The following is a 19,491-nucleotide window of genomic DNA, read 5'->3' on the forward strand; positions in this document are numbered from 1 at the left end:
GCGTCACTAGAACCTACTTTGTAGCTCGCCATGTGCTGCCACGGGTTGCACTAATGGGACGAAGACCGTTGTCCACCCCGTAGTCCACCTGTCACGCCGCCAAGGGGATGCGTTGTCACCTGCCCACCGGCTCAATAATGGATCCACCGGTAGGGCAGGTGCGGTCAACGCGAGCCTGTTAGGACTCGTCAGCTACCTTTTTACGAGCTTTCTCGAACTGTTTCACAATCTCCGGGGTGTCCGGAACCGACGTTGGTGCCGGGGTAGGGAACTGTGCTGGCAACGTCCCGAGCGCCTGATCGGTGTGCTTGATGACATTCGAAGACAGTTTCCACGAAGCACCAGCACCAATAGCTGCACCCAGGCCAAAGGGCAGCAACTTGCCAATAGATGCGGGCAGCAATTTTTTCAGGCCGACCTTTCCGATGGTCTGCACGAGCTTGTTGTTCATGCTGCCCGCTTTTGCCGCATTCATCTTCGAGATCCCGGTCACAACCGACATTGCCGAACGGGTACCATCGCCGCCCACAATGTCACCAACTGCCGCGTCAACAATTGCGGTGCCTTGCGTGCCCGCCAAAGTCAACAGCACAAACGCCTGCCGCCGTTCTGGAATGGATAGATCTGCGCCCCGCAGATAGGCAGACCCCAAGGTGTATAGGGTGGCAAGGTCGAGGAATAGCACCGATTCGGCAGCGATCGCAGCAGTACCGGTTGCCAGACCAATACCTGGTACCGCGGAGGCCATACCTGCGGCACCACCAGAGGTCACCGACAAACCCTGGAACCAGTTGTCCAACTTGTCCTGCAGTTCTTCCGGAGTGGCGGTGGGGTTTTTCGCCCGCAGCCAATCAATAGTTTGTTCCACCGCTGACTGCTGAATTTCAGCAGCCTTCGTCAGAATATGAATCACAAAGCGGCCACCCACCCCGGCACGCTTCTTGAGGTGCCGCGCATCGGTGCCGAGTGCTTCGGCAACATTGCGCTGGATTTCATTGGACATCTCTGCGCGCTCGTTTGCATCAAGCGCCGCATAGATTTTCCGGTTCATTTCATTGTCGGTGGTGTCATCGTCCTTGGTGAAAATACCGGTCACCTGGTCTTTGACCTGCTCTGCTGTGGCGCCAATCGCGGAGCTAACCTTGCCGAGCAAGGAAGACTTCTTCGATTTTTCGGTGTCCTGGGCAGTGGCGGTGTGTTCGTTGTCGTCGTCGAATTTGGCGATATTGTCGGCGCCGAGTTCGTGGCTATTTGTCATGGATAGTCCTTGCGTGGTTGCTTCTTTACGTTGCTGGAAGTAAAACTACAGTTTGTTTTTCGCGAATGTTCCTGTGGTTTGCTGGCGCGGATCACTGTTCCCGCCAGGGGAGATGCTCATCGGTGCTGCCCTGGGGAAAGACACGGCAGGCACAGGTCACGATGTCATAGGTCATAGTACCGGCCGGGCGCATGAGAGCAACTTCACAACCGAAGGTCGCACCACAAAAAACCTTGGTATGCAAGCCGCTATAGCAATAAGAGAGCCGTGTATCTACTGCCGCACCACTGTCGCCAGTTTGGTGCAGTTCGGATCGGTTTTTTCACCGTTGCCCAAGGCACGCGTCCACGAGATTGAAGCAAGCGCAAGCAGCGCAACCTGTGCTGCAATCGGTGGGGTAGCCGTATCCAGCTGGACGTTGAACTGTTATGAAACCGTGTTCGCGGCGTTGAGTGGCGCTCGAAGTGCAGGGTCAAAACCGAATCAAAGGCGCGGCACTGTTGTCGCACCAGTGGTTTATCACACCGTGTGCCGGGAGGTGTTAGGCGTTTCGAAGGAAAACGACAGCAAGCAAATAACGATTAGCGATCTCGGGCAGGGGAAAACTGTGGCTTGGCAGCAAAAGGGTCGAATCGTATCGAGTTTGACCGCACACCTTGGTTGCTTACCTTTAAGAGCCAACCTTGGGTCACTTGAACTGTACTGCCACCGGTGTGTTGAGTAACAGATAAGCTATGAAAGTATGTCACCACAATCAGCCACCCCTTCATCGTTGCCGGGCGCCTATCGTCGGCTGCTGAGTGAAAGTCCGTGGCTTGCGGAGTCGTTGATTCCAGGGGAATCCGCGGAATTCACCACCCCACAAGCCATGGCCGAGCGTGCTGTCATGGATCGCATCGTGGCTGCGGCAGGACGCCGATTCCCGATGGGCAACATCACCTTTGAGATGCACATGTGGTGGTTTACTCTGCTGGCCGCGGTGTGCAAGCCCGCGATTGCTGTCATGGTCGAAGAGGAAGTCGTCTGTGATCTTGACTTGTCGCAGGGTCGGCTCTTTTTTCAATCCGCCGACGACGATGATGCACAAGCTGATGCACCGTGGTTTTGGTGTGGGCTGGTTCCCACTGAGCCAACCCATCCTGCCTCGCACGAGGAGTGGCTGACAGCCTTGCGCCATCAAGGGCAAGTATTTGCCACTTCACTGTCACCACTGGTGACAGCACTCGGGGAGGGCGCTGGACTCAAACCTGCACCACTGTGGGCACATGTCACCGATGCGATTGCCGATGCAGCAGCAGGTGCTGCAAATAACAGTTTCGCAGTACCTACCGGAATAGCGCTGGCGCAGGCCTTGCTGGCGGGGGTGAAAGCCGAAGTTGGGGAGAAGCTGGTGCGCGATCCACGCTTTATCAATGTCACCGATGACGAGATACTTGCCGTCGATTTGGCACACGATGATCTAGACGCCATTGAGCATCTTGCGGTGCGACGCATGTCCTGCTGCATGATCTATCACCATGCGGGGACGAATAAGTGTGTGAGCTGCCCGCACAAAACGCCGGCGGAAAAAGATGAGGATCTGCTGCGCTACCGGGCGCAACTGTTTTAACCAGCAGCATCAAATGCTTCCTTTCCTCCTCATATTTTGGTTGGTGCGGGAGATGTCGCCGGGTTCCCATAGTGGCTCGATTAGGGAGCTGTAGATTGCTTTCGGTGAGGCTCCTGGTCGGCTGCGGCGGCATTGTTGTGGGGTTACCAGCAGCAGAGAAGGATCGCGCAAAGCAGTGTGATACCACTACGATGCCAACTAGCGGGGTTGGAAGATACGTGGCAGGTGCCGCGATACCGTGCAATACACCTTTGCGCCACTACCGCACAACGTGTGAAGGAACCTTTTTCAGGCATGAGTTTCTATGAAGATCTAGCCAGCGCTCTTGACGAGAACCGGATTGAGCAGCGCATTGTCGACGGGGCGATGTATATTCCCACCCCAAGTGGCATTGATTTAAAAATTCTCGTCGACAATGAGGTGCTTCCCGCAGCAAGTATTTATCTGCTCGACTATGGGGATTCCACCAGCGAGCTCGAGTCATCGACGTTGCTTGAGGTTGCCTTCTCGGTGGCGGGTGCAACTGCTGCTATTCGCACCTTTTTAGAGACCTCGCAGGCACTTAGCTTTATCGACGACTTGGTTGATGATCCGCTGGGGCGTTTCCCCGAGTTGGCGTTCGCCAGCCCGGAGACGGGGGTGCCGATCGCGTACGCACCATGTGGTAATCAAGGGCTCCTCGTCGTCGAGATTACAACGATTGGCAGCATGCAGCAGGCGGCAGTGAGTTTGTTGCTTGCCCCTGAGTCACTGCTTGAGATGCTCAGCCAACAACAAACACCCAGTGGAGCTACTGACGATGCGGTGTATGCCGTGTTTGATGAGCTCACTGCGCCTGGATCACACACGTATAGCGCCTACGTCTCATTGGGGTCGTTTGAAGACTTTGGCCGGTTAAGCACTGTATTGCCGTTTATGGCCACCCAAGCGCGACATTGGGAACAGCAGCTCGCCGTCTCGTTGGCACGAGGCGATGCAGCAGCTATCCCGGAGGATATGGTCGCGGCACTGCTTGGATTGGCTTAACACCAGCCGCCAATCAGTATCGGTACGAAACGTATCCCTTGGAAAACGCGCTTCGCGCAGCGTGCAGGTGGCAGTGTGTCGGTGAGGTGTGGAGTTGATGCCGCGGCTGCGGAGGTTCGCAATGCCATCATCTGGAGCGAGTACCGTATCGCTCGCTCACCGATGGCATATTCGCTGTCCTGCAGCAACCTGTCACTGGCCTTGGTTGGTGGTGTTAACCGTATTGGCACCTTCCTTACGCAGCCTGTGTAGTCCATCCGTAGAGTGACGCTGGGCTTGGTACTGGCTGGAAGCGGGCACCAACCACCATGGCGTAGGTGGGTTGCACCTCGTCAATAAGTTGATGAACCGTGCCCGCAGGTGGATGCTGTGCAATAGCAGTCATCCAAGCGTCACTGACTGCTTGCGGCACTGGAAGGCCTTGGCGGTTGGTGATTCGGATGATCACAACGTATGCGCCGTGATAGCCAAATGCCTGTAGCTCGTCCCGATCTTTGGTGCTGAGCCGGTAGCGGGTGACACACACTTGAAGTGCTGGGGCGGACGCGATCGCCGGTAGGCCTATTGAGGGTGGTCGCCACGCGGGATCGGGTCGCGCCAAGGAGCGGGGATGCGCGATGAGGGATGCTACGTTGCGAAGCGTGGTTGCTGCGGTGGCTGTAATCTTCCCGGCGAGCTGATCTGGACTTTCGTGATTGTGGCGGTGACGTCGAAGAAGTGAATGCATGAGGGGGATAGTAGCGAGGCCGGCGCACAGCGACCCCACCGTGTTCGAACAATTGTTCTATTGCTTCATGCTTTGCCTGATGAACCCGTGTTGTCTGGCGGTTGCCCCGTGTGCAATGCAGTGCTGCGTTGGCGTTATTTTCCCGTTCATTTGGTGGGGTCTTCACGCCTATTTCAGCGTTGTGCAGCGTATGCAGCTTGCCGCACAGAGCGTGCTGTAGCAATGTTTCGGAATGTAGAGGTGAGCCAAGTTGCTAAGTCTATGTAAGCCATGTAGTCCTGGCCGGTCTGTCCCCAGGACTACCTCATCAGGGCATGTTTTCAACTTCGATGACTCACCATATAGCGGCACGATCCGCCCGTGGTGAAAAACCCGGTGATCCGCCTGCGGCAGAACAGGCGCAGACTGTGCTCGCCCAACGCACAGTCTTCCCATTGCCACACTTCGGTTGCGATGACGCGAAACGAAGCCTCGTTTATCTACGCGATCGAAGTATCTAGCGATGCTACCTGTCCCACAGGGTGGCGATCCGTTATATCTGATCTCGTCCGCGGCGCCTGCTTGGGGGATAACGCCTCTTGGCCGAATGATGATCAATACAGATCCCCTGCAAGCTCGTCGCACCAAAGTGAGGGCGCTTCGGGCACACCGGACGCTCGTGGGTGCAACACGCAGGCCGCGACGGTATCGTCACCCGAGCCGAAGTAGACGTCAGTGCAGACAACGCCAAGCTTACGGGGAAAACACCGAAGAACTGCTGGACACCAACGAGTTGTTGCAGGCCGCGTCAGCGTGTTTTGTCCTTGGAACTCGGGCCAAAACCTCGGACATGGTTCGGTTCATTGTTGCGTACCGGGATCGTTTCTTGAAGCGAGCTTATCTGCCAGCGGTTCAATGCGGCGCTACCCGCCAGTGAAGGTGAAGACCAAGTTTTGGCAACCATCACCCAAACCACGAAATACTGGGAAACATGGCCAAGACTTAGGGACAACACCCGGGGTGCCGGCTACCGGTGGTGACTGCACCGCGGTGGATCAAGGTTGTGGGACTGGTGTTCCAGCCGCGTGCATTGCGTTGCCAGCTGGGCAGCTGGCGGTTTGGTCACCGCGCCCCCTTCGACGAAGATGAGTGATCATGACCAAAGAGCATCGTCGCCGTCCACAGCAGCTTCCCCAAGAGATCTGGGTGTTGGTGACTGCAGCGTTTATTATCGCGCTCGGGTTTGGTCTTATCGCGCCGATTATTCCGCAGTTCGCGTTAAGCTTTGACGTCTCAGTTACCCTTGCCGGACTGGTGGTGAGTATTTTTGCTTTTTCGCGGCTAATATTTGCGCCAACGGCCGGCAAGCTTGTTGAGGTTATCGGTTCGCGCAAGGTGTATCTCACCGGGCTGCTCACCGTTGCGGTGGCAACTGGACTCATCGCCTGGGCGCAAACTTACTGGCAGATGCTGCTGCTACGGGGAATAGCGGGCATTGGGTCGACCATGTTTACCGTCTCGGCGGTGGGATTGATTGTGCGGATCTCCCCGCCAGCGATTCGCGGCTATGCTTCTTCGACCTATGGCACCGCATTTCTGGTCGGTTCCGTGATCGGCCCGGTGGTGGGCGCAGCGTTGGCGCCGCTGGGTATGCGGTGGCCCTTTGCGATCTATGCTACCGCATTGTTCCTTGCTGCTGCGGTGGTGGGCTGGAAGTTGTCGAGTCAGCGACTCTACGACTTAGAACACAACACTGTGGTTGCGCCGATGACTATTCGTCAAGCGCTGCAGCATCGCGCCTATCGGGCAAGTTTGCTCAGCGGGTTTGCTAATGGGTGGACAAACTTTGGGGTGCGTATCGCGTTGCTTCCCCTGCTTGCGGCCGCGACATTTTCCCAAGGTGCAGCCCTTGCCGGGGTGGCACTGGCAGTGTTTGCGGCCGGCAATGCGCTTGCCCTGCAAGTGGCTGGTCGTGGGGCGGACAAGTGGGGCAGAAAACCGCTGATGCTGATCGGTCTTCTGGTCAATGGTTTGATGACGATTACCCTCGGCTGGGTTGGTAATCCTTTGTGGTTTGTGCTGGCAACTGCTGGTGCCGGGGTAGGGGCGGGGCTGTTTGTCCCGGCACAGCAGGCCACTGTGGCGGATGTGATTGGCAATGAGCGTTCCGGTGCACGGGTGTTGTCCCGTTTTCAGATGGTGCAGGATTTCGGCAGTCTGATCGGCCCTATTGCGGTTGGTCTTATTGTTGACCATGGCGGCTATTCGCTCGCGTTTGCCGTCTCCGGGGCGATGATGTTCCTGGCAGCATTAGGGTGGTTGTTGGCGCCGGAGACGATGCCTTCTCCACAGCCGGCAATGCTGTTGCCGCAAGTTGGTGCTGCCCAGCCGCAACCCCGGCAAACCATGCAACCGGGCAGTGGACACCAGCAGAAGTGATCGGTGCGGCGCCGATGGTTTCCTGCTTTGGCTACCTGGCAGGGGATTGCTGCCTGGGGATCGCTGGAGTTGTCGGCCTTGGGGGTAGTGGTTTGGCACCAGATCGGGCTAATGGTCAGGCCGAGCAATTAGCAGCCGCAGGATAACCAGCGGCGGCATACGTGTTGCGGCAGGGGGTGGGTTACCTGCACAGTGTAGATTGCGTCATCTACGCTGCCCGATTCGACCAGGGTAATTGTTCCTAGCATTTCATATTCCGCCGAGGGGGTTTCCACAGTTCCGGGTTTGCCTGCGGCAAGCAGCAAAGTTGGGGCAGTGGTCAGGTCGTCTGCCAGGGCACGGCCAAGGCGTGTATCTGCGGTGACACATTGGCCAAGGTCGAGGGAGCATTGGTGTTGGCTGATAGCGGTGGCAACACGGCCGTTGCCGGCAAGCTGCCCTGCTTCCGGATCAATGGTGGTCACAATCATTCCGACAGTGGATTGTTCATGTTCGAAATAGTTGATCGTCTCCGGCCAGTGAGCAAGTGACACCTGCGGGGTGCTGCTGATTGCGGAATAGAGTTCAGCCGCAGTGTAGTGGGCGTGCAGCGTCAACCCACACCAGCTTGGTGCAGCGGCGACTGGGGCAGGTTCAGTGGTTTCGGGTTGCGCGTTCATCACCGGAAGGAGACTCAGCAGGCTTGTCGCTTCAGCGACAACATCCGGTTGTGAACGCAGCATCGCCAGCGCGGCATCGATCGTGCCCGGATAGGCGACATTGTCGTATTCGTGGGGTTCTTCGGAGAAGATGAGTCCTACCAGCATCGCAGCGGCGCGCATCTGGGATTGGGACAAGCTCGCTGCGAGCTGTGTGGAACCAAGCAGGGAAGCATACATTGCTGCCCGCTGCCCATCGTCGATATGCAGCAGGCGGCGTAGTCGTCGAAGCAGAAATGTTTGGGTCACCATGTCGGCGTCAACTGGGCTGGCAAGTCCGCAGCGGTAGCGCCAGCTCGTAAACGAATCTGGATATTCCTCCGGGGTTGCGGTAGGAGCAATCACTCCAGGTGCACGGTAAAGATCGGCCAGGGTGATGGATGTGTGCTGCACAAAGGTGGAAAGATCCGCGGTGGGATGATGGGTGAGCAGATCAGCAGGTGACTGTTGGCGCTGAGGAAGAGAAAAATCGAACATTATCGAGTCGCTATGTTGCGTGCTTCTTGTGCACGGTCATACAGGAAGAAAACCCTACAGAGTTGCATGCAGCCAGTGCCGACTATCGCCGCCAGCAAACAATGGTGGCGGGTGCCGGGCACACACCCGTCATGCACCTGACTGGTAGCGAACTTCGACCCGCTGGTACTGCGGTAGTGTGCTAGTGCTGCTGTTGATTCATTCTACGGCGCCACCACTGCAGATGGGAGCAGATTTTCTACCCTATGGACGAGTAGTGGGTCACATCCCAGTCGCTGCCGGAAGAGGTGATGCTACACAAAAACAACACAGTGTCGCCGAGGCTTATCGGCTCACGCTGTTGGCTGAAACTTGCGGTGCCAGCGTTGCTGTTGCGGATGGAAAAGCAGGCGATGGTGGTCACTGCAGTGTTCTCTAGCAGCCGCAGGAAAGCCAATCGGACACCAGCGAGGTGGGCATCGGTTTTTCCAAGGCGAAATGCAACTCGGGAACCTCGCCCTCGTGAAAAGAGCGATAGCGCATCGGGCCTAACATGAGATAGCCAGAGGTGGTAAGATTCGGCGGCCGAACTGCACCAATAATCGCCAGGCCGGCAGCAGTATGGGCTTGAACCCGGGCCAGCAGTGATTCCCAATCTTCTGTTTCAGGGGGAGCCCAGCTCAACATCAACGGGGTGATTGCCCGGGTTGGTTTCGCAGCTTGGCTCGCAGGGCTGTTGGCACCTACCTGGCGGGTTTGTAAATCCGCCACACCTAAACACACCTGCCCATGGTTGAGCAATGTTGGCACCGCGCTAATCGTGGTGGAAAGCGCCGTGCTCAGGGGGGATTCATCGAGCGCAACAACCAGCTCAATCGGCTGATAGGTGGCGTGATAGCGCAGCATGCCGTGGCCGAAGGGTTCATCAATTGCCGCATAATGATATTTGTGCTGCAGCGTCGACGCCGCAAACAGATTCGTCAGCTCACGATGGAACTGTGGATAGGAGCGAATCACCGCCAACAGCCCGTCAATATCGTCCACATCACAACGGGCATCAAGATCCCCTGGTGCACGATCATAAATCGGTGACGGGGTCAGCAGCAGGCCAAGCATCATGCGAGTGGCGCATTGCAGCATGGGATCCATGTCGTCATAGGCCAGGCCGTGCGGATCAGCAACCATCTCATAGGCTTGGGCACGAACCATATCCCCCACATGCATGAGACGATGCGCCCGCAAGAGGAGGGAAGTTTCAGTCGGATCAGGGGTTTCCGGGGCGTCAATCAGCCCTGCCTCCCGGAGGCGATGAGTCCACGACGTTGGCCACAGATTTCCGCCAACAGTAGGGTTATCGTCGCTAAACGCCCCAAAAGAGCGGTACACCATCGCCAACGGATACGAACTGCGTTTTAAGAAGTCACTAAGGTCGGTGGTGCCGTGCTGCGCGACCCGATCGCGCACATGAGCATCAGACAGCTCATCAAAGATCATCGGCATGAAGCTTCACGACACTTTCGTAACATGGTGGCAGCGGCGCAACAGGCCGGCCGTTAGCCACCGGAGTCAACATCGCCCGGCGAAGACGTTGCCACCACTGTAACACTGGGCAAACAGCAAACGATAATCCTTTATTTTGTTGCTCAACCCGTGGTGATGTGGTGGTTTGTTACAGTGCAGGCTCGCTGATCACCGCAACGCAACCGGTGGGGAGGACAAATGTGGTCTTGTGCCACGATTCGGCCTGCTGTTTAGCAAGTCGGTGCGGCGACAACGGTGGGGGTAGTGACAATTTGGGCAGGTAGCCCCGGAATCTGCAGTGACGGAAACATAGTTGTGCCACGCGGTGTCGGCAAGGTAGTCTCACTGACGCACCTCGAAACAGGTCAACCCGTCTGCTTGTGATAAGCGGCAGTAGGCAATGTTTGGGTGCATGTTGATTCTCACAATATTGACAAGACGGTGTAGTTGCCCGTCTGCAATGGAATTCATACAAGATTCATCCTTGTGCTTCCCTAGAACAGTGCCGCCGATGCGGCTGCACTCAGCGCCGGCGTCAGTACGCCCCGCGAAACGTTGGTTTTCACAACAGCCCTCAAAAGGAAGCAGTATCGCAGCAACCACTACAGGTATTGCACCTGGTGACGAGTTGCTGCACCGGCACGGATGGCAGCGTATGCGAACCGTGTAGATAGTCAAACCCACAGCACTGCTGTGGTCACCTTGTACACCACCCCCAGCACCACAGCGTGCCGCGGGTGTTGCGACAGCGTCGGTCGGTGAAGAATCATCAACAGCTACCGCACACTGGAAATTGTTGCGCACATTGCAGCAACAACACAGCGTACAAGCGGTGACCATCGGGAACGTCGACAACACCATGTTGTCACCTGGCGCCCCGATGCATGAGATGTGGATTGAGTGCCGAATAGCAATGGGTTTTCCGGCACGCTGCTCACCACCCAACACCCCAACCTCGTATCATCCCGCATGTCTGCGGCGCGACCTGCTCGGATTCTAGAGCAGGCTCGAAGATGCCACGAGCAAAACCGCACACTGTGGTAACTCAGGTGCACCGGTGTTGAGAAGGCAACAGCACTACTGTGGAAAGTTTTCCCCGCAGCGCCAAGCCAGAGCAGTAACTGAGCAAAAGATTTTTGAATGAGGGACGCGCGTATGGACGCCGATAACCAGCAGGGTTTACAAGACAATACAAACACCAACGAGAACGACGGTGTGATGAAGCTGGAAGATGTACTGGGTACCACTGCAGCAGCATTATCTTCGGAAGAAGGTGCACTGCTAGCAGAAGACAACACCATCAGCAGTGACGACAACGCTGAACAAGCACACGACACGGACGAAGCAGCGGTGGACGAGACCAGCACCGAAGAACCGGGTATTGCTGAAGAAACCGAAACCGCAGCAACCGTAGACACCGCCGCCGCTGAATCCGGCGATGCACAGACAAACGAAGACAACGATGACAACGCCGACGATTCCGCCGACGAACACGGCTTCGCCGGGCTGGGGTTGCCCGAGCAGCTCCTCGCAGCAATTAAAAAAGTAGGTTTCGAACAGCCTTCCGCAATCCAAGCGGCCACCATCCCGCTGCTTACCGCCGGTGAAGATGTTGTCGGCTTGGCACAAACCGGTACCGGCAAAACCGCTGCATTCGCGCTACCTATCCTCGCCGGAATTGACCCCCAGCAGAAAAAACCACAAGCCCTCGTGCTTGCCCCCACCCGCGAACTTGCCCTCCAGGTAGCCGACTCCTTCCAGTCGTTTGCCGACCATCTTGGGCGAATCAACGTGCTGCCAATCTACGGTGGGCAAGCCTACGGCAACCAGCTTGCCGGATTGCGCCGCGGCGCCCACATTGTGGTCGGTACCCCAGGGCGTGTCATTGACCACCTGAAAAAGGGCTCCCTCGACATCTCTGAACTGCGCTACATGGTGCTCGACGAAGCCGACGAGATGCTCAACATGGGCTTCCAAGAAGACGTCGAAACCATTCTCGCGGAAACCCCCGAAACCAAACAGGTTGCACTCTTCTCAGCCACCATGCCACAAGGCATCCGGCGGATCGCAAAAACCTATCTTAACGATCCACAAGAAGTTACGGTCAAAGCAACCACCCGCACCGCAACCAACATCACACAGCGCTACCTGCACGTTGCCCACCGCAACAAGCTCGACGCGCTCACCCGGATCCTCGAAGTCACCGAGATGGACGGCATGATCATGTTCGTCCGCACCAAGCATGAAACAGAAGAACTCGCCGAGAAACTGCGTGCCCGCGGATTCTCCGCCGCCGCAATCAATGGCGACATTCCGCAGAACCTGCGGGAACGCACCGTCGAACAACTCAAAGACGGCCGTCTCGACATTCTTGTCGCAACCGATGTTGCCGCCCGCGGCCTCGACGTGGAACGCATCTCGCACGTCTTCAACTTTGACATCCCCAACGATGTCGAATCCTATGTGCACCGCATCGGCCGCACCGGGCGCGCCGGGCGCACCGGTGAAGCGATCCTGTTTGTTACTCCTCGTGAGAAGCGCATGCTGCGCTCTATTGAGCGGGCAACCAAAGCAACCCTCGAAGAGATGGATTTGCCGACCATCGATGAAGTAAACGAATCGCGGGCTGGCCGGTTTAAAGATCAAATCACCGAAGCGCTCGAAGATGAGCGGGTGGCACTTTTCCGCAAACTGGTGAAATCCTACGCGGATGAACACGACGTGCCGCTGGAAGATGTGGCTGCAGCATTAGCCGTGCAGTCCCAGTCTGAGGGTGACTTCTTTATGAAACCGGAACCGAAGCGGGAACGCCGCGACCGGGATCGTGATTTTGATGATCGCGGCGGACGTGATCGTGGCTTCGGTGGCCGTGACCGTGACCGTGATCGTGGTCCGCGTCGTGGCGGCCGCCCTGATCGTGATGATCTCACCGTGTACCGGATTCGGGTTGGTAAACGGCAAGGTGTCGGTCCGGGTGCCATTGTGGGTGCCCTGGCCAACGAAGGTGGTCTGTCGAATAAAGACTTCGGCCGCATCACGATCAACGGTGATCATTCCCTCGTGGAACTGCCCGTCGATCTGGGTAAAGAGGTGTTTGATCGTCTCAGCGACACCCGGATCTCTGGTCAGCTCATTGAGATTGAACACGCACCACATGCCAACATTGAGGATCGGGAATTTGGCGGTCGCGGTGGTAATCGTGGCGGCCGGGGACGCTTCGGTGGTGGCCGGGGACGCTTCGATCGGGATGATCGCGACGACCGGGGTGGCCGGGGCGGTCGGGGTGGCCGTGGTGGCCGCTTCGAGCGCGACGACCGTGGTGGACGTGGCCGGTTCGACCGTGATGACCGGGGTGGTCGCGGTGGTCGCGGACGTTTCGACCGGGATGATCGCGGTGGCCGGGGCGGCTGGCGCGACTAACCTCCATAAACCAGCGCACTGGTAAGTCTCACATTGTTAAGTAGATGCCGGTTGGTTTTTCAGTCAGCAACTGAGAACTTGACCGGCATTTCCAGTAGCTGCTTTGACGCAGCAATCCCTGGGCAGGATGCTTGCTGCTGAACACGCCTGCGGGGCGCACCTTGAATAAGGTGCGCCCCTTTTGGTGTCCCTCCGGTGGGGTTTGCGGCTTGGGACTTGGGTTTTTGGTGACACCGAATGTGCCCCACAGCATCACCGGGGTGGTAGCTGAAGCTGCCCCAAGTGGAATCCTGAACCGTGGTCGACTGTTGATTCCTAGCAGCGGGTAAATCTGCTGGAACCTAACCATGAGTAAACCCGCTGTGCACTGCAATAACTGCACAGCGGGCAAGGGGGAATAGTGTGTTTGATCTTGGATGCTGGTGCGACATGCACCATGTGGCTACTGGAAGGTGTCAACCAGTGCAGCCGCGGGTTGGTGTTCCATGCCGCATCCAGGCCAGAAAACCACCGAATACGCCTAGTGGATGACCATCAACACGGCGCTGATAAGCCACAGCAGGTTGAACACGCCACCACCGATGGTGACTTTTTTCAGCAGAGCAGTGGTGTTGACGGTTGCGTCAGCCGCAGTGACTGGATCCATGTCTGGATCACCGGCGCCAATAGCCTGCGCAAACTTTCGCTGCGCTGGAACAACCAGCAGCAGCAAAACCAGCCAGGCCACAACAGACAGCGCAATCGCCGCATGGAATCGCGGCTGCTGGAAATAGGCTGGTTCGATAAACATGATCCCCAAACCTAATGCGGGCACCAACAGTGACAGCAGGGCGTAGGTGCGGCTGATTGCTAGCAGCACTTGTAGGCCGCCGTGGCTCGGGGAGGCGGGAGTTGCGGCCAGCGCAGCTTTACCGATGCGGGGGAACAGCGACACTGCCACCGTCACCGGGCCGATAAATAGCAGTGCGGTGACAACGTGCAGGATAAGCACAAGATTATTCATAAAGTAGGAATTCTTTTTCTTCGATGCAAACACGACCGCTGGAAGCACACCAACAACAGGCCAGCGTCAGGGTGATGCTGCCTAGGCATATGCTGCAGCGCTGCCGGATTTGCACTACGAGGTCAGGATGGAAAACACGACGGTCGGGCGTCAGCGTGGACAGATCCAATGCTTGCCCGCCTGCAAGAGCAGCACAGCTTTTTCAAAGACGACACTTCGAATAAGCGTTGTCCTTGCCGCTGTGATCTGGTCACTTGCAGCCTTTCACCCTAACCGGTATCCGGCGACTAGTCACATCATTGCCGTGCCCGGCGCCGGTGAGTGGTGCTGTTACCCGGCCTGCAGCCTGCACGTGAAGTGGTGTGTTTGTGGCGTGCTGCCTGTTCCCATAGGGGGTGTGTCGCGAATCGGCAGGGTGAGCAACGAGCCGGGTAACAAATCCTTGGGCTAAACCCAGCCAGTCGGTGGGGCATGCCGCCAGCATGGTGATCCGATCATTCCTTGTCAACGGCAGATCATAGGTGGCGGCAACGGCGGCCACCCGTCTGGCATACCAGCAGCGGCGACGGCGCTGTGGTGGCATCCAGTCACCGGGAAGCGCATCGGATTTTTCTCGGTTGGCTTGCTTTGCTACTGCCACAACATTGATGGGATCGTTGGCAAATTGGATGCGTCGGGTTCGTTCCCATGTTGCCGCCCCCATATCCCAGGCGGCAGCTAACGGATAAATATGGTCAATCTCTACATGGTTTGCCCGGGTGAGCAGGCTGCCGCTGTACGGGTCTGGGGTTGGGGCAAATAGGATACGGCAACGGCCGTTGGCAGGATCGATTCGGGCGTGCCGTAATCCTGATAATAATTCCCGGGATCGGGTGGTGCAGCCGCTGCCGAGGATGGCGTCTGCTGCCCATGAGCCGAATTGAATACGCTGATAGTCGTCGCGTGCCGGCCGGTGCTGCACTATTGCAACTTGGGGCAGTGTTTCCTGCAAAGGACGTGCCAGCGGGTCGGTGATCGGCGCAAACCCGGGAATTAGCCACAACAACAAACAACACCAGGTTGCAGCGAGGACCCCTAAGCGCAACAATCGTGGCGGGGTGTGTTCGGCTAACTGATGGTTCCTCAAGTGGCCGGCTACAGGCGGTGCCGCAGCAGTTCCTGCTGGGCTTGGCTTTCCGGTCACAGGGGCGGATGCTGACTGCTGTGTCGCAGGTAGCTTCGTCCCCGATTCCCGGTGCCCCGGTGGAGGAGTGGCTAATTGGGTGGATGCAGTATCCGCTGCTGTCTGGCGTTCGTGGCTTGGCGCTGTGCGGGGTGTTGGTAATCTTCGCTGGTGCTTTCCGCGATTCGGCCGCAGCATTGTGTAGTCCACCACTGGATATCGCCTGGTGGTGATCGTCTCCGCAACGCCTTGCTGCTGTGCACGATGAGCTGGCGTGGCGGGGTTACCCCCAGGATCCGTGGTTGTTTGTGGCGTTGGTGTTGCCAGTAATTGTGCCGTTGGGTTTGCCTGATCGGAATTACCGGTTAGGGAAGGTTTGATGCCGCCCGGCTGTGATTTGTTCTCCGGGTGCGGCTTGTCCGCTTGATGCTGTGTTACCTGGTGCGGTGGATGATCTTTGTACCGTGTCGTTGGTGGATGAAAGACAGGACTGCTGGCAACGTATCGTTCATCGTCCCCCACAGATCCGTCGACCGCCCAGTGCGCATCCTCGGCAGAGACAGCCGCTTCGGCCATATCAATTGGCCTGTCGCTGTCCAACGCTGCTGCATTGGTTTGCGGTTTGTCGCCAGCCAACGCTGGTGGATCAACAATCTGCCCTGCTGCCGCGTCCTCTGCGAGGTGCACTGCAATGACCAACCACGCTGTGGTGGGTATTTCTGCGGCATTATCCTCGTCAACCCACCGCGTTTCGTCTGGTGATGACTCCTCATTTGCTGTCACACAACGGTTGGACTGTTGGCAGCAAATAGGCAGTTCCCTGTTTGGATACAGCAAGCCCAATCGCTTGCCATCGTGGATCCGGGCAGCGCAGCTGCACCAGTGCAGAGCCGCTAAAAACACACACCGCACCACCCCTAGACAGCACAGCACCCCGGTGTGGTTATCCTCCACATGCCGGGGTGTGTGAGCGAACAGCTTAATGTGTTTGCATCTTAGAAACGCACAGCTTTTGGGCAGTGCAGCAGCCGATCGATGCGGCTATTTCGGTGCTTGAGCAGCTGGTTCGATCCGATTGTGCAGTTGGCTAAACGGCAATTCGGGATGCTTGTCAGCTTCTGCAATCAACCGTACCGATTCGTCGAATTGACGAATCGTTGCTCGATCTGGGGTACGGGTCAGCAAGGAAACCACCACAATCGCAATCGCCGAGGCGATGAAGCCAGGCACAATCTCGTAGAGTGCAGCGTGCAGTGCCGGGGTTTGACCCCATACGAAGCTCACCAGCGCACCGGTAATCATGCCGGCAATTGCACCAGGGGCGTTGAGACGCCGCCAATACAGTGAAGCAATCACCAGCGGACCAAACGCCGACCCGAAGCCGGCCCAGGCGAAACCAACAAGCGCCAAAATCGAATCAGATGGGTTGATTGCCAAAATACCGGCAACCACCGCCACCGCAACGACGGCGGTCCGTGACAGGTTGATGAGAACCTGGTTCGACGGCTTGGTTTTCACCACAATCTTGTACAAGTCTTCCACCAATGCCGATGAGGTGACCAGCAGCTGCGAAGAAATCGTCGACATAATTGCGGCCAGCACCGCGGTGAGCACCAGTCCGGCGATCAGCGGATGGAAGAGAATTCGCGCCATGTCGAGGAAGATCGTCTCAAACTTGTTGCGGTCGGTGATCGCAATTGACGGATCCTGGCCGAAGAAAACAGTACCGATAATGGCGACCATGGTGGCGCCGATGATGCACAGCAGCATCCAGAAAATCCCGATATAGCGGCCGGTGCGGCATTCGCGCGGGCCTTTAATTGCCATAAACCGGACGATAATGTGCGGCTGCCCAAAATAGCCCAAGCCCCAGGCAAGATTAGAGATGATCGCGGCAATCGACACCCCAGAAAACAGCTTGAAGTAGGTGGGGTTACCGATCCCGTCAGTGTAGGGGCCATAGTCGTGGCTGGCAGCCCACGACCAAATATCGCCAGGATTGTCCAGCGACAGCAGTGCCATAATCGGCACGAGAATCAGCGCTAAGAACATGATCATGCCCTGCACCGCATCGGTGTAAGACACTGCCAAAAATCCACCAACGAAGGTGTAGCCTACGGTCACTGCAGCGATAATGAGCATGCCGTTGAGGTAGGAAGAGTCGAAGGTTGCTTCGAAATATTTACCACCGGCTACCATGCCGGAGGACACATAGAAGGTGAAGAATACCAAGATCACGATGGAAGAGGTGATGCGCAGGATACGGCTCTTATCGTGAACCCGGTTTTCCACAAATGATGGGATGGTGATGGAGTTTTCGGCTACCTCGGAGTAGCTGCGCAGACGTGGGGCAACAAAATACCAGTTCGCCCAGCAGCCGATCAGCAGACCGACGGCGATCCACAGTTCTGACATGCCAGTGACGAACAATGCGCCAGGTAGGCCCATGAGCAGCCATCCGGACATGTCAGATGCCCCAGCGGATAGTGCGGCCACAAATGGGTTCAAGCCGCGGCCGGCCAGCATATAGTCGTCATATTCGTCGGTTTGTCGATACGACCAGTATCCGATGGCAAGCATCACTGCCATATAGATAATGATCGCGAGGATAAACCATGTTTGTTCGGTCATGGCTTAACATCTCCTTCGCGGGGTCGTGGGGGATAGGGGGTGGGCAACCCGGGTGCGGTCGCATAGGAGCTGCTCACTGTTGACAGACCATTTCAGCGAGGGACTTGTACGGGTAGTCCTTGCACGCTTCGCTGTCGCCACACTGCAATGGTGGTCAAGGCAGCGCGGGGGATGAAGTTGTGACCATTGGCGCGTCCTTACGATGCATGGCCATGCACGGAAGCACCAGGGATGGTGTTGCCCGATTGTCGGTAGGTTTCCCTTTGTGCAACAGGGCGATCGCTGTGCCCTCCAGCCGCAAAGCGGATGGGGGCAGGTTACTGCAATGCGTACCAGCGGTCGGGTGGAAACGACGATAGCCGAAGCACGCAGTTGATCTGGTGTGTTTGCGACAGGTTGTTACGCAACAGTAATCACCAACAGTTCCGGTGTCTGCCGGCGACTACTCTGAAAAACTGCTGTTGTTGGCTGTAGTTCGGCGATCCGTGGCAAGCTTGCGTGGGAGGCGGCTGGCAGGGTTTGCCCGACACCAGTCCAACCACCCCCAACCTTGCGACGTAACACGGTGAAAACGCTGATATCTTCGGGGGTGACAGGGGGCTAGTGTGCGATGCTTTCCGCACCCCAACACTCAGTAATGTAACACAGGTCACTGGCCAGTATCACATGTGCGGGCAAATTCGGCAGTGGATACGGGCAATAGTGGCAATGGTGTTGTCCAGTGGGTGGGGGTTTGCTTTCCCCCTATTTTTAGCGGCTATATCGCGCCTGTCCGGTCGGTGGCCGCTATCCAGCCACCCGCAAGTATCTGGAAACCAAAACGATGATTTTCACAGTCCGCGAAGTGGATACGAATAGATGCGGTGACTACGGCTGTTCCGTGGCATAGCCGAGCTGTCATGGCACCGCTCACCTCGTCGCTACACCCGGAGGCAACCGGGTGTACACCGTGTTCAGTGCTGCAGAAAAGCCATCCAAGTCATCGGGAACATGAAAGCGTTGAAGACACTTCTGTGGGTCAACACCTTGTCAGTGAGCGAATAATTTTGTGCTCCGATCGTCTGGCAGCACTGTGCGAATTTCCGCCGCGACCCCTGCCAGCAATTGAATCTTTACGCACCTCCATAATGGTTGTCGGCGGGGCATGACTACACCACCCATGCGCAGAGTAGGGAATATGAGTCAGGCGAAAGCCATAGAGGCCTGTTAGGTCGGTATTCCCTTAAGGATCGCGGAGTGCTACGCCAAGAATTTTCGATCCCCCACGAATTTGGCTCTGAGAGCTTGTGAAGGCTCAAAATCCGGAAATCACCTTGTGAAGCTCTAGGCTTAATCAATTGTCTTCCCGATCCACTGGGGGTGAATCGGAAAAGCTCAGACCTGCAGTAGCAAGGCTTGGCGCCGCCATCATCAAATTCCAGTGTTACTACGGAAACCGCCTGATGAACGGTTGCACGCAAAAAACGCTGCAAACGCACGAAAGTGATTTTTTCAATAGTTACAGCATGATCTCGATCTTCCACCGGTGGCTCGTAGCTGAACAAACCCGTTATGGGTGCTAA

The 19,491-nt window shown here is 57.0% G+C and carries 13 protein-coding genes; 5 read left to right on the forward strand and 8 right to left on the reverse strand.

Translation table 11 applies throughout. The features are described 5' to 3' along the window. Positions 1–178 precede the first annotated feature (178 nt). Complete coding sequence (locus tag CCHOA_RS03975; protein ID WP_123927156.1) at positions 179–1,258, reverse strand: hypothetical protein; 1,080 nt, start codon at positions 1,256–1,258, stop codon at positions 179–181. Positions 1,259–2,000: 742 nt separating this feature from the next. Here CCHOA_RS03975 and CCHOA_RS03980 point away from each other — a divergent pair. Together CCHOA_RS03980 and CCHOA_RS03985 are read left to right on the forward strand one after the other, a co-directional pair. Further along, positions 2,001–2,867, forward strand: coding sequence for a (2Fe-2S)-binding protein (locus CCHOA_RS03980; RefSeq protein ID WP_123927159.1), 867 nt, complete (start codon positions 2,001–2,003; stop codon positions 2,865–2,867). 294 nt (positions 2,868–3,161) lie between these two features. Further along, entirely contained in the window at positions 3,162–3,893 is a 732-nt protein-coding gene (locus CCHOA_RS03985; protein WP_123927162.1) for a hypothetical protein, read from the forward strand. Here CCHOA_RS03985 and CCHOA_RS11190 read toward each other — a convergent pair. Together CCHOA_RS11190 and CCHOA_RS03995 are read right to left on the reverse strand one after the other, a co-directional pair. Continuing rightward, positions 3,890–4,150, reverse strand: a complete 261-nt coding sequence (locus CCHOA_RS11190) for a winged-helix domain-containing protein (RefSeq protein ID WP_123927165.1) — start codon at positions 4,148–4,150, stop codon at positions 3,890–3,892. The genes CCHOA_RS03985 and CCHOA_RS11190 overlap by 4 nt on opposite strands. Then, positions 4,129–4,620: a hypothetical protein gene (locus tag CCHOA_RS03995; protein ID WP_123927168.1), complete on the reverse strand. Its 492-nt coding sequence runs from the start codon at positions 4,618–4,620 to the stop codon at positions 4,129–4,131. The genes CCHOA_RS11190 and CCHOA_RS03995 overlap by 22 nt, the downstream gene beginning before the upstream one ends. 329 nt (positions 4,621–4,949) lie before the next feature. On the opposite strand from CCHOA_RS03995, the gene CCHOA_RS10635 reads away from it, so the two are divergent. Both CCHOA_RS10635 and CCHOA_RS04000 read left to right on the forward strand, forming a co-directional pair. After that, complete coding sequence (locus CCHOA_RS10635; protein ID WP_164472383.1) at positions 4,950–5,120, forward strand: hypothetical protein; 171 nt, start codon at positions 4,950–4,952, stop codon at positions 5,118–5,120. 634 nt (positions 5,121–5,754) lie between these two features. Beyond that, positions 5,755–7,038 carry an MFS transporter gene (locus tag CCHOA_RS04000; protein ID WP_123927171.1) on the forward strand — a complete coding sequence of 428 codons (1,284 nt, stop codon included), beginning with the start codon at positions 5,755–5,757 and terminating at the stop codon, positions 7,036–7,038. A 128-nt stretch (positions 7,039–7,166) separates the two neighbouring features. Here the strand turns inward: CCHOA_RS04000 and CCHOA_RS04005 are convergent, their stop codons facing one another. Then, the gene (locus CCHOA_RS04005) at positions 7,167–8,213 is read right to left on the reverse strand and encodes a hypothetical protein (RefSeq protein WP_123927174.1); all 1,047 of its coding nucleotides are present in this window, start codon (positions 8,211–8,213) and stop codon (positions 7,167–7,169) included. 414 nt (positions 8,214–8,627) lie between these two features. Continuing rightward, positions 8,628–9,692, reverse strand: coding sequence for a hypothetical protein (locus CCHOA_RS04010; RefSeq protein ID WP_123927177.1), 1,065 nt, complete (start codon positions 9,690–9,692; stop codon positions 8,628–8,630). A gap of 1,239 nt (positions 9,693–10,931) precedes the next feature. Between CCHOA_RS04010 and CCHOA_RS04015 the strand changes: the two genes are divergently transcribed. Then, on the forward strand, positions 10,932–13,133 hold the full coding sequence (locus tag CCHOA_RS04015; protein ID WP_123930783.1) for a DEAD/DEAH box helicase: 2,202 nt from the start codon (positions 10,932–10,934) through the stop codon (positions 13,131–13,133). Positions 13,134–13,653: 520 nt separating this feature from the next. Here CCHOA_RS04015 and CCHOA_RS04020 read toward each other — a convergent pair. The 3 genes from CCHOA_RS04020 to putP form a co-directional block, all read right to left on the reverse strand. Next, entirely contained in the window at positions 13,654–14,136 is a 483-nt protein-coding gene (locus CCHOA_RS04020; protein WP_123927180.1) for a DUF2269 domain-containing protein, read from the reverse strand. Between the two features lie 250 nt (positions 14,137–14,386). Then, positions 14,387–16,081, reverse strand: a complete 1,695-nt coding sequence (locus tag CCHOA_RS04025) for an HNH endonuclease family protein (RefSeq protein WP_123927184.1) — start codon at positions 16,079–16,081, stop codon at positions 14,387–14,389. A gap of 258 nt (positions 16,082–16,339) precedes the next feature. Then, entirely contained in the window at positions 16,340–17,929 is a 1,590-nt protein-coding gene (gene putP, locus CCHOA_RS04030; RefSeq protein ID WP_123927187.1) for a sodium/proline symporter PutP, read from the reverse strand. Between the last annotated feature and the right edge of the window lie 1,562 nt (positions 17,930–19,491).

The sequence above is a fragment of the Corynebacterium choanae genome (assembly GCF_003813965.1).
In the GTDB taxonomy this organism is placed as follows: domain Bacteria; phylum Actinomycetota; class Actinomycetes; order Mycobacteriales; family Mycobacteriaceae; genus Corynebacterium; species Corynebacterium choanae.